Origin of the sequence: Shewanella sp. SP1S2-4, from assembly GCF_031932075.1 — a bacterium.
Taxonomy (GTDB): domain Bacteria; phylum Pseudomonadota; class Gammaproteobacteria; order Enterobacterales; family Shewanellaceae; genus Shewanella; species Shewanella baltica.
This window is the reverse complement of the sequence record NZ_JAUOET010000031.1, coordinates 40077-51867: the sequence shown is the minus strand read 5'-3', so window position 1 is coordinate 51867 and position 11791 is coordinate 40077. Positions and strand designations below refer to the sequence as shown.

The 11791-nt window shown below is 45.3% G+C and carries 12 protein-coding genes; 2 read left to right on the top strand and 10 right to left on the bottom strand.

Annotated features, from left to right (window positions below; genetic code table 11):
• Positions 1 to 103 precede the first annotated feature (103 nt).
• The 4 genes from Q4Q52_RS19745 to Q4Q52_RS19730 form a co-directional block, all read right to left on the bottom strand.
• Complete coding sequence (locus tag Q4Q52_RS19745; protein WP_311891464.1) at positions 104 to 487, bottom strand: VF530 family protein; 384 nt, start codon at positions 485 to 487, stop codon at positions 104 to 106.
• A 179-nt stretch (positions 488 to 666) separates the two neighbouring features.
• Positions 667 to 2130 (bottom strand): carbon starvation protein A, encoded by a 1464-nt coding sequence (locus Q4Q52_RS19740; protein ID WP_311891463.1) that lies wholly within the window; start codon positions 2128 to 2130, stop codon positions 667 to 669.
• Between the two features lie 197 nt (positions 2131 to 2327).
• Complete coding sequence (gene btsR / locus Q4Q52_RS19735) at positions 2328 to 3038, bottom strand: two-component system response regulator BtsR (RefSeq protein WP_006081188.1); 711 nt, start codon at positions 3036 to 3038, stop codon at positions 2328 to 2330.
• Positions 3035 to 4732: a sensor histidine kinase gene (locus Q4Q52_RS19730; RefSeq protein ID WP_006087428.1), complete on the bottom strand. Its 1698-nt coding sequence runs from the start codon at positions 4730 to 4732 to the stop codon at positions 3035 to 3037. Before Q4Q52_RS19730 ends, btsR begins: the two co-directional genes overlap by 4 nt.
• Positions 4733 to 4860: 128 nt before the next feature.
• On the opposite strand from Q4Q52_RS19730, the gene Q4Q52_RS19725 reads away from it, so the two are divergent.
• Complete coding sequence (locus Q4Q52_RS19725) at positions 4861 to 5103, top strand: YecH family metal-binding protein (protein ID WP_311991425.1); 243 nt, start codon at positions 4861 to 4863, stop codon at positions 5101 to 5103.
• A gap of 151 nt (positions 5104 to 5254) precedes the next feature.
• Here the strand turns inward: Q4Q52_RS19725 and Q4Q52_RS19720 are convergent, their stop codons facing one another.
• The 6 genes from Q4Q52_RS19720 to Q4Q52_RS19695 all read right to left on the bottom strand — a co-directional run bounded on the left by Q4Q52_RS19720 (position 5255) and on the right by Q4Q52_RS19695 (position 9362).
• Positions 5255 to 5599, bottom strand: a complete 345-nt coding sequence (locus Q4Q52_RS19720) for a replication protein RepA (protein WP_259543129.1) — start codon at positions 5597 to 5599, stop codon at positions 5255 to 5257.
• Complete coding sequence (locus Q4Q52_RS19715; RefSeq protein WP_006087431.1) at positions 5586 to 6254, bottom strand: AAA family ATPase; 669 nt, start codon at positions 6252 to 6254, stop codon at positions 5586 to 5588. The genes Q4Q52_RS19720 and Q4Q52_RS19715 overlap by 14 nt, the downstream gene beginning before the upstream one ends.
• A 76-nt stretch (positions 6255 to 6330) precedes the next feature.
• Positions 6331 to 6633 (bottom strand): PilZ domain-containing protein, encoded by a 303-nt coding sequence (locus tag Q4Q52_RS19710; RefSeq protein ID WP_311991424.1) that lies wholly within the window; start codon positions 6631 to 6633, stop codon positions 6331 to 6333.
• 158 nt (positions 6634 to 6791) lie between these two features.
• Positions 6792 to 7196 (bottom strand): phosphate-starvation-inducible protein PsiE, encoded by a 405-nt coding sequence (locus Q4Q52_RS19705; RefSeq protein ID WP_106650194.1) that lies wholly within the window; start codon positions 7194 to 7196, stop codon positions 6792 to 6794.
• A gap of 139 nt (positions 7197 to 7335) precedes the next feature.
• Positions 7336 to 8508, bottom strand: coding sequence for an NnrS family protein (locus Q4Q52_RS19700; RefSeq protein ID WP_311891461.1), 1173 nt, complete (start codon positions 8506 to 8508; stop codon positions 7336 to 7338).
• Between the two features lie 344 nt (positions 8509 to 8852).
• A complete protein-coding gene (locus tag Q4Q52_RS19695) occupies positions 8853 to 9362 on the bottom strand; it encodes a DUF2062 domain-containing protein (protein ID WP_006087434.1) in 510 nt (169 codons plus the stop codon).
• 32 nt (positions 9363 to 9394) lie between these two features.
• Here Q4Q52_RS19695 and Q4Q52_RS19690 point away from each other — a divergent pair, with 32 nt between their 5' ends.
• Positions 9395 to 11782, top strand: a complete 2388-nt coding sequence (locus Q4Q52_RS19690) for a DNA internalization-related competence protein ComEC/Rec2 (RefSeq protein ID WP_311991423.1) — start codon at positions 9395 to 9397, stop codon at positions 11780 to 11782.
• Positions 11783 to 11791 lie beyond the last annotated feature (9 nt).

Genomic DNA, 11791 nt, shown 5'->3' with positions numbered 1-11791 from the left:
TCAGTGCAAATAGGTTAGTAAAAACGATGAGTTATTGATTTATTATAACAATATAGCCCTGATTCTAGGGCTGTTTACGCATTATGGTAGCAGCGGTCTAGGATTAATTGTTACCCCAAATATGGCTGTTTACTTTGCCATCTGAGCTGGATTTCTCGCTTTTAGCTGGCTTGTCTGTCGTGGTTTGAGTCGCTTTTTTAGTTGTGATTTTTGCCGCAGGCTTCTTAGCGGTTTGACTCGCTTCGGCTTTAGGTAGCGGTAAGGGTAATTTGTTGGCTTTTAAATAAAGATATTCGACTTTATCCCGTGCCCACTCTGTTTTTCTTAAAAAACGTAAACTGGATTTGATGCTGGGATCGTGGGTAAAACAGCGGATATTAATTCTCTCACCTAATTCTTCCCAGCCGTATTTCTCTACTAAGTAAGTGATGATCATTTCCAGTTTAATGCCGTGGAGCGGGTTATTAGATTGATTCATATTATGCATGTTGCAGTGTGCTATGGCGGGAGTATAGCAGTTTTGTATGCCTGATACAGTGTGCAATGGTATCGAGTCAAGCCTGAATACCTTGCTAGCGTAAACCTGCGATAGCTATTATCGATGGAGCAGTATGATCAAAACAGGCGCAATAAAGCGCCTGTTTTACCTTGGTCATTCGGACTGTTTTATGAGTCTTTGACTGTTTCTTTAAGCTCAGTTTCTACCTGTAAATCAATCTCACCTTTACCTTTGGTTTTAACAATCAACAGCGCTGTAATCACTAAGGTGGTGACCACGCCCGCTATGGTTGATACCGTCATAGGTAAGCCTGCACCTAAGGTTGACGAGTTCAGCAGGAAGGTGATGACCACTGTGGTCATAAACATCGCTGGAATAGTCGCAATCCAATGCAGTTTGTTATGGCGTAACAGGTAAGCCGAAGCCGTCCACAGCATTAATACCGCGGTGGTTTGGTTTGCCACACCGAAGTAGCGCCAAATGACACCAAAATCCACTTGAGTCAACATACCGCCGATAACAAACAGTGGGAGAGCTAACACTAAGCGTTTTGGCAGTGAGATTTGTGGCATGTTGAAAAATTCAGCCAGAATCAAACGCGCAGATCGGAAAGCCGTATCACCTGAAGTAATCGGCAGAATAATTACACCTAGGATAGCCATAAAGCCACCGACAGCGCCTAACAGACCAGTCGAAGCCTCATAGACCACGTTGGCAGGGTTGCCTGACATGCCCGCACTTAAGCCTTCAACACCGCCGAAGTATGATAATGCAATCGCACACCAAAGCAGTGCAATAATGCCTTCGCCAATCATGGCGCCAAAGAAGACGAAGCGACCATTGGTTTCGTTTTCAACGCAGCGTGCCATTAATGGTGATTGCGTTGCATGGAAACCTGATACCGCGCCACAGGCGATGGTGATGAATAGCGCAGGCCAAAGTGGCATGTCATTTGGATTTAAGTTTTGGAAGAAATCGCCCGCTTGTACGTTAGGCAGTAAGGTGTGCTCGCTTGATAGGATAATCGCGAAAGCCAGACCGAACGACATGAAGAACAGTAAAGCGCCAAAGAAGGGGTACAGACGACCGATAATTTTATCGACTGGCACCACAGTTGCAATCAGGTAGTAGACGAAGATAATGCCCACAAAGATACTGACGTCCCAACCGGTAAGCTTGCCCAGTAAACCTGCAGGCGCAGAGATAAAGACCACACCAACCAGCAATAACAGCACGATAGCAAACACGTTCATGAAGTGTTTGGCACTCTTTCCTAAATATTTACCCGCAAGGTTTGGCACAGATTGGCCGCCGTTGCGTACTGACAACATGCCAGAGAAGTAGTCATGCACGGCACCCGCAAAGATACAGCCAACCACAATCCACAACATGGCCGCAGGACCATAGAGGGCACCTAAGATAGGACCAAAGATTGGGCCTACGCCTGCGATGTTTAATAATTGAATTAAATAGACTTTACCCTTAGACATAGGCACAAAGTCGACGCCATCAGTTTGAGCGAAAGCAGGTGTTTGACGATTAGCGTTAATGCCGAAGACTTTCTCGACAAAGGCGCCATAGATAAAGTAGCCGCCGATCAGCAGACCGACACAGAGTAGGAACCACATCATTTTTGTTATCTCCCCATTTGAGTTCTGGCGAGTGTAAACAAGTTGTTGATATAAAACTTCGCAATCTCAATGAGTGGTCGAAAATGCAGGGTGAGCGGTAATAGGTGGGCTTGAGTGGTTGCAATCGTATGTTAACGGCGGGTGTTGTTGGCCATCTTGTGACTAAAAATACCCGCTAAGATGGCTTTTTGCTTGAGTTATTGGAAGCCGAACAACTGTTTAAGGCTCTTAAGATAACGCCGTGAGACGGGCACTTTATCCCCTGAGTGGGTGGTGACTTCGGCGCCCGTGTCTAACAGCTCAATTTCGGCAATCGCCTTAGGTGAAATCAAATACTGCCGATGGCAGCGCACCAGTGGGGTTTTTTCTTCAAACACTTTTAAGGTCAATTGGGTATGGACTTTGCCTTTCGTACTGGCCACATGGATGCCGCTCAAATCACTGAACACATATTCCACATCTTGGATGGCAATCACCTTGAGTTTATTGCCGCTGTAACAGGGAATATGTTCCAGACGTTTTGGGGTAATGGGATCCATAATTTGAGGCGTCAGATTTTTACGCACCCGAGTGAGGGTTTTACTAAGTCTCTCGGCATCTATCGGTTTAAGCAAATAATCGAAGGCATGGTTATCGAAGGCCTTGACGGCAAACTCGTCGTAAGCGGTAACAAACACAATTTTCGGCATGTTATCAGGGTCGAGCATAGCGATAAGTTCCATGCCCGAAATGCGCGGCATTTGGATATCGAGAAAAATTAACTGAGGTTTTTCTTTGGCTATGCTTTGCAACGCCTCGATGGCATTAGCGCATTGACCAACAATTTCAATGTCGTGTTCTTGCCCCAAAAGATCGGCTAATTCTTCACGAGCAAACAGTTCATCATCAACAATTAAACAAGTGATCACGTACGGGTGTCCATATTGGATATCTCAGGGTTTTCTATGGGCAATCTTATAGTAACGCGAGTCAATTCATCCGCTTCGCATTCTACTGTGACGCCATATTGCTCACCAAAAATATTTTGAATGCGTTTATGCACTAAGTTCATCCCTAGGCCTTCAGAGCCCTCAACGGGCTGATATAATCCGGCATTGTCTGTGACTTCTAATTCCAGCACATCATTTTCGAGCTTGCCCGTCACTTTGATCTGCCCTTGCTCTATCATGTGCGAAGTGCCGTGCTTTACGGCATTCTCAATAATCGGCTGCAGGGTAAAGGCCGGTACTTTACAATGGTAGAGTGATTCAGGTATCGCGATACTGACTTGTAATTTATCAATAAAACGCGCTTTTTCAATGGTGAGATAGGATGCGATGTGATCTAGCTCATCCCCAAGCGTCACTAAGCCTGTCGTTCGCTTTAAATTGATCCGTAAAAATTGTGATAACTGCTGCAGCAACTGCTTAGACATATCGGGATCGCGCTTGATAATCGCGCTAATGGTATTGAGAGCATTGAACAGAAAGTGCGGATTGACCTGCGCTTGCAGTAATTTCAATTCGGCTTGAGTCAGCAGATTTTGTTGTTGCTCAAATCGGCCATAAAGAATTTGGTTTGATAACAGACGGGCAATACCTTCACCTAAGGTGCGGTTAATATTCAAAAAAAGCTTATTCTTTGGCTCATAGAGTTTGATGGTGCCAATGACTTCGGTATCACTGCGCAGTGGGATCACCAGACTCGACCCTAAGCGGCAGTTGCTTGAAATAGAACATGAATAGGGCATTTCAACGCCATCGGCGAACATAACTTTATTTTGATTGATCGCCTCTAAGGTGATCTTGGAAGAAATCGGCGTACCAGGCAGATGATGATCGGCACCTATGCCAATAAAAGCCAACAGTTTTTCCCTGTCAGTGATAGCTACTGCGCCCACATTGGTTTCTTCTATGACGATTTTGGCGACACGGCTGCTGCTTTCTTCGTTAAATCCTTTGGATAGCAGTCCGACACTGCGTTCGGCTATCTTTAACGCTTTAGTTGAAAAACTGGAGGAGAGTTTATCGAACATGGTTTTTTGGTCGCGGATCATGCTCATAAAGAGTGCCGCTCCTACGGAATTGACTAACAACATGGGCGGCGCGATTTGACGCACTAACTCCCATGCATCATCGAAGGGGCGGGCGACCAGTAAGATGATGCTCATTTGCATCATTTCGGCATAAAAAGTCACTAGGCAAACGAGTAATGGATTGTAGATAAGCTCACTTTTACCCGCACGTCTTAAGTAGAAGCTTATCATCCCTGCGGATAAGCCTTCTAAGGTGGTGGAAATAGCGCAGGCTATTTCAGTAAAGCCGCCCATACTGTAGCGGTGAAGGCCACCGGTTAGTCCTACCAGAAAACCAGTAACTGGGCCGCCTAATAATCCACCTAATACAGCGCCCATAGCACGGGTGTTGGCAATAGCGCCTGATGTTTGCTCACCAAAATAGGTGGCCATGATGCAGAAACTCGAAAAAATCAGATACATAAAAATTTTATGTGGCAGACGAGGGGAGGTTTCAGCAAACAGTTTAAACAGCGGCGTTTTACTGACTAAGTAAACGATCACTAAGTACAGCGACATCTGTTGGGTCAATAATAGGATCAAGGACATAATGGCTCACATTATCGTCACAGATATCAGCGCCGTGGTATCAATTATAAAGTCTGTGCGCGAGATCAGGGTTCAAATTTAACCGTTAGGATATAAAGAACAATAATATTGCATCTTTAGGAGGACATATGTCCAATTTTGTTCACGGTCATGATGTTATGGCGATGATGGTAGCGCAAGGTACCGCCATTATAAAGCCTGAATTATTATCCCTAATGGGACAAAAGTTTGGCTTTGCGGCTCGATACCACACCTGTAGTGCCGCCGATCTTAGCGCTGAAGCATTAATTCAGTTACTCGTAGCGAAAGGTAAATTCCATGAAACGCCCCAAGGCATTGAACTGGCCGCGGGGAGAAAGTGTGAGCATTAATAGATTGTGGCTATACATATTTTGGCAATCGCGTAACTGTTATAAGAGAGCAGATGCGTAATACAAAATCATTAGAGTGTGGAGACGTTTGCTCATAGAAAGACATTGAGCGTGCCCGAATATTACCGTTTGGCTTTATCGGCTTAGAAGTTTAGGTTTCGTCGTGGCGTTTATTGGCAATTTGGTTCTGCTGCGCGGGTGTGAGTTGGCTAAACTCATGGATTAAAATACGCAGTAAGCGAGATTTTGCAATGCTGGTGGATTTCGATAGGGAATCGAGCTGAGCAATACTCTTCTCTGTCAGGGTAAAGGTCGCGTGGCGATAAATCTTAGTCGACTTTTTATCTAAGCCCTTAACTATCGCTTGAGTCTGAGCCGCGGCTAATAAACTCGCCTTACCTAAGGCGTAGTTATTGGCATCTTCAATGAAATCATCGACAGAAACCGGCTTGATGATTTGCTTAGGTTTCTTACGTTTAAGATCAGTTAAGCTCATAGCTATTTTCTGGTGGCATGGCGAATAACTCATCCGTTATGGCGCGGATCTCATCGGCAGCTTTTCCATCGGGTTCGATTTCGACCACAGAGGAACCTTTTTCTTCACTGTCATCATAAATGTTTCGACAAAAGGTGACAGAATTCAACACCCTTAAACCAAAGGACTGCACTACATCTTTGGCTTCTAAAATACGCTTAAATTGTGTAGGAAGCGCAGGGCATTGGGTGAGTACTATAGTGGCGATCATTTTAGGATTCACCATCTTACAAGTGCTGAGCATGTCTTCCATGTGGGGTAAAGTTTTAAGATCGCGTCTTTTGGGTCTGAGCGGGATCACAACATAAGTGGCTACCGACATGGCTGCGCGCATGGCCAAGTTATCCTGACCACCACAGTCAACAATCACGTAATCAAAACGCTCATTGAGGCTGAGTAAATCATTGCGAATTTTGCCATAAAGCTGAATGCAATTAATGCTGGGCAGACTGGGATCATTATTTCTCGCTTGGATCCAATCTGAAGTTGTGCGCTGGGGATCACAATCGACCATAAGGACGTTTGCTTGAAATTTTTGCTTGATATAAACGGCTAGATTTTGAGCGAGGCAACTTTTTCCGCTACCACCTTTTTCACCACCCACCAGCAAGATCATAGTGACGCCCCTTAATGACTTGTTCAATCCATTGAGTGTAGAACAGACCCATTAAACCTGCGAAAATTAAGTTAAATTAAAGCAGTTGCATGGCAATGTGGTAACTTTGGTCGTGGCATTTCGCGCAGCGGCAGACTTGTCCTTTGACGGTATTTTGCTGGGTAGCATCGGGATTAAAGGTCACTTCGATGAGTTCGCCCAGTGCAAAGGGACGTTTATAATCGAATAAAATACCGCGTCTGGCTAAGTCGATACACACGCCTTCATCGGTTTGCTTTGTGCCTTGTGCATCAATCCAATGTAAGACGACACGCTCCGCTTCCATGTCCACTCGCAGTGATGTGCGTTTTTCTTCAAAACCAGTAGTATGGTCACCCATAACTCAATTGCCCCGTAAATTATTGATCTCAGTAAAACTAGCATAATTGCTTTTTGGCAGAATACCAATGTGAAAGCTAGGTCTTTGATAATAGTTTTAAAAGGAGGACAGCAGGTGCTATTGAATTCGTCTTCAATAGCACCAACTCAGGTGCTTGATTAATTGTCGTATTCTTGGTTTTTCGGATAGGGCATTTTTAATTGACCCCAACGAATGACGATCACAGTTGCCGCTAAAATTAACGTCGACAGTGATATCGCAGCAATACGCCAATCTTCCATACTCTTCATATCTAAAATGAGGTAACGAGCTAAGGCCACAATTGCGATATACAGTGGCATACGCACGGGTAACTTACCTGATTCATAGTAGTTCGCCACCATGGCTAAGACTTCTAGGAAAATAAATAACAGGAGTAAATCCGCTAGTGCAACCATACGGACAGAGACAATATGCACAATTTCTTGGCCTATCGCGACGATAGTGGCAATGGCAATAATAAACAGAACTAAGTGTTCTACAGCTTTGAGGCTCTTAGAACCATATTGGTGATAAAATGGCATGGGCATTCCCTACTTGATGTTTTTTTTAAATAGTAACAGTAAAAATCAGCTTGTAGGGAAAAGCGCAGTTATGCTGTGTGACTTAATTCACAGATATGTTCAATCTACATTTAAGTGCCAAATTCAGTATTAACATGTCCTAACCAGGTCGACCATCAATTCTGGCTTGGCACAACATAGGCCCATAGCAGATACAGAAACAGCCGAAGGCGATGACCCAAGATGTTATGGCGGCCAGCAGTAATGATGCCGACCATAGCGGGATTATCCCTGCTAATACTCGAAACACTGCCGCAAGCAGGATTAACCCAAAGGCATACTTCATTATGCTTGGCGGTTGCAGTGTTCGGCCCGTATGGCCTAACGAAACCCGCGCCATCATAGCTAAAATCATCCCAGCTAACCCACCAACCGTTATCGCGTGCATACCAACGGATATGGGGAAACCTAAGCTAATCAGTGCTAAACCAATTGGGATACACACATAGCTAAGATGCAGCGACCAGAGCAAAGGTACGCGCCAGCAGGCATGCCAACCCCAGCGATGCCAGCGCAGCAGTAAAACGATACTCGCAATCCCTGCCATACTACGGAGCAATATTTGCTCTTGTAGGATCAAGCTAATGACTAATCCAAAGAGACTGATAAAGCTCAGCCATTCGAGCACTGGAATCGCAGTTTGACGCTGCCATTGGGTGGCGCGCTCGGTGAAAAAAGGGATCACTCGGCCACCTAAGAGTGCGACTATGATGCTGATTAACGCAACCGCACTATATAAGCCTATGTTTATCCATTCAAATTGATTTGTTAAAACGCCGTAGTAACTCAGTGCATTCATTAGGGTGAGCAAGGTGAGAATGGGGATAAACACAAAGTTTCGCCATTGACGAACGCGGATCACTGCTTGGGCGAGTATTAACGCCGTTAGCGGCAAAAATAGTAAGTCGATAAACATGATGAGCGTAAAGGGAATCGCTAGCGGCATGAGTAATAATAGCCGTGGCAATAACCACACACTGAACAACCCTAACAACCAAGTTCCTTTAATTCCAGCTTGGCCTGTCCAGTTTTGCACTGCCGTTAGTAAAAAGCCCGCGACCACGGCGCAGACAAATCCAAAAATCATTTCGTGACCGTGCCACCAAAGTGGATTAACGGATTGCGGCAACAGATTGATCCCTGAAAGAAAACCTCCCCAGATCCCTAATGCCAATACGCTGAATAAACTCGCAAACAGGAAAAAAGGCCGAAAGCCTAATCTAAATAAGGCGATTTGTGGTTGTAAATGTGCGGGCTCATCAATATTCAACATAATTGGCTCTTGAGTATCTGACTAAATCTGTCGGATATTTTAAGCTGCAATTAAAATGAATGTATATATCCCAATATGAGTATTCCTGGTGCGGCGTCTGTTTAAGACGCAATCTAGTCTGCACAGATGGCGCTCAACATGAGAAACGACAATCTCTAGCGTGAAAGGAGTGAGCGCGCGACAGACGTTAAAACGACAGGATGTAAAGCGAGTGGAAGAAGAGCGATTTGGGGGCACATTAGGTCATGAAGAATAAGCTAAGATATTGAACCGCTTATACTGTTACTAAGGTTAATTAGCTTTTGGCTAAAACTGCATCAGCATAAGCGGTGGGAAAGGCGAGGTTATTTATTCTTACGTTTTTGCCACTTAAACATAATCGAATATTTCCACAGATTATTAATCAATAAATAACCCACTGCGGAAAAAATTACCCCGAGCACAAGGCATCCCAGTAAAAACGCCGGACCTATGGTGGCAAGGGAGGCTTCAATCCATTGCCAACTGGCTTCGAAGGCAAAATCTTGCGGCGCATGGCCGAGTATCTTAGCGCCGAGTAAATACGCGCCATAAAACATCACTGGCATAGTTAAGGGATTGGTTATCCAGACTAATGCGACAGAAACGGGAATATTAACGTTAAATAGAATGGCAAAAGCCGCAGCCACTACCATCTGAAATGGCATAGGGATCCAGGCGACAAATAATCCCACTGCGAATGCGCCAGGAGCGGATTTGCGATTTAGCGCCCACAAATTGGGATTATGTAATAAGCGTCCAAACATGCGTAAGTGTTTATGCTCACGCAAGGTTTCAGGCTTAGGCATAAATCTTTTGATTAATTTTTTTGGCATAGGCTGAAATTGCTGTCTTAACTTAATTCACTATGAATCGATTCATGTTTGGCTTTAGTGCCATCTTGTTATCAGCGATGTTGTGGCCTTCGCTGCCGCCAGTCAGTTATATACCCTACCTTGCTGTTGGGGCGTTAATTTTATACCGAAAAATCCCTGTCTGCGCAGGTGGACTCTTTGCAATGGCATGGCTAACTGGTTTTTGCTTAGGATTATCTAGGCAGGATCTTCCAGTGTTACAACAACCTATACAGGTTAGGGGCGAAATCATATCACTAGTTAGTCGAAACAGCGACTGGCTAAGTTTGGATATATCGGTCATTAAACCAAATTTAATCTTAGGGCCAAATGTAAAATTGCGACTCACGTGGAAAGATCCGCCAGAAGTCGATGTCGGTCAGGTTTGGCAGTTTACCTTGATGCCTAAGAGTATTGCTAGCGTGTTAAATCAAGGTGGCTACAACGAGCAGAAACAATTAATCAGCCAACATGTTGTCGGTAAAGGGCGAGTGATAGAGGCACATTTACTTGAAATCTCACCTTCACTGCGTAACGAGCTGATAAGCGCATTGACGCCTGAATTAGCCTCTTTGCCGCAAGGTGATATTCTACTCGCCTTACTTTTGGGTGATAAGCAGTTGATCTCAAAAGTGCGTTGGCAAGCATTACGACAGACAGGTACGGGTCATTTAGTGGCGATATCCGGCTTGCATCTTTCGGTCATAGCAGCATGGATTTACACATGCCTTTTGTTTGGCTTAAGTCGCTTAGTGCCACATCAGAGTCGGCGTAATATCACCATTGCCTTAGTCGCCGCTGGCATAGGCGCCGCATTTTATGCTTATCTTGCGGGCTTTGGCATTTCGACGCAGCGTGCATTAGTGATGATTCTGCTGTTAATGCTGTTGAGTTTATTAAAGCGCTTTTCTACGGCGTGGGAGCGCTTATTATTCGCCCTGTTCATTGTATTGCTGCTTGATCCGCTCGCTTGTTTAAGTGCGGGGTTTTGGCTGTCGTTTTGTGCTTTAGGCATCATCTTATACACCTTAGAAATCCAACCAAGGGAATTTACCTCCGCGTCGACTCGAAGGGCGCGTTTACGCACAGGGATGATGCAGTTTTGGGCTATCCAATGGCGCTTAAGTCTCGGGCTTGGATTATTGCAAGCGGCACTCTTTGGCGGCGTGAGCGTACACAGTCTGTGGATGAACATCTTGGCCGTGCCTTGGTTTAGCTTTGTCGTGATCCCCTTAGCCATGGCGGGATTTGTCTGCTGGTGGCTTGGGATGGCTTTAGGATTATCTCACTTCGGACTCTCTTTGCTTGGAGTACTGCGCCTCAGTGATTGGAGTTTATCGCCCTATGCGCAGTTGCTCGACATCAGCCAGCAATTACCCGCCCATTGGTTAGCACTCTCTGACAGCCTATTAGCCTTAGGAGTCTGCACGTTCGTTGGTGGTGTGTTATGGCGCTATGTGCCTAAGCATAAAAACAATATTGCTTGGCTAAGCCTATTGAGTTTGTTGTTTATGCCCGTATTACTTTTTTGTATGACGCTGTGGTCTCCCGTGCAAACCCATCGATGGGCCATGCATTTACTCGATGTGGGCCAAGGTTTAGCCGTGGTGATTGAAAAAAATGGCAGGGGAGTCATCTATGACACGGGCGCCGCCTTTGGTGATGATTTCAGTTATGCGGAGCGAGTGATATTACCTTTCCTAAAAGCCAAAGGTATTCAAGAGATTGACTATATTGTTATCAGCCATAGCGATAACGATCATGCAGGCGGCGCGCCTGTCTTGATTGAGGCTTATCCTAAGGCTTGGGTGATCACAGATGTGGCAGGCTTTAGCGGCCAAGATTGCCGCCCAAGGCAAATTCAATGGCAAGGGTTGAGCTTTAACTTACTCTCACCGCCTCAAGTGCTGGCGGGAAATAATGGCTCCTGTGTGGTGCGCATCGATGATGGCTTGCAAAGTCTGCTGCTCACCGGGGACATTGAAAAACAAACCGAAGCGGCATTATTAAGTCGTGAATTAAGTGTAAGCCGTGAGCTGAGTGTGAGCGGTGATCTAAGCGTGAACGGTGATCTAAGTGACCTAAACGAGTTACAAAGCGACGTGCTGGTAGCGCCGCACCATGGCAGCAAAACCTCGTCGACAGAGGCCTTTATTGATGCCGTAGCCCCTAAGTTAGTGCTGTTTCCGGCGGGTTTTGCTAATCGTTATGGTTTTCCTAAATCCACTGTGGTTGAACGGTATCAGCGACGAGAGATAAGGAGTCTGACCACAGGGACAGAAGGGCAGATTAGTGTGATTTTTCAGCAGCCTGAGTTAGAGGTAAAGACCTATCGTGGTGATTTAGCGCCATTTTGGTACAACTCTCTGTTTAGATTTGGTGACTTGATTAATCCAGAGTAGAATGGCTAC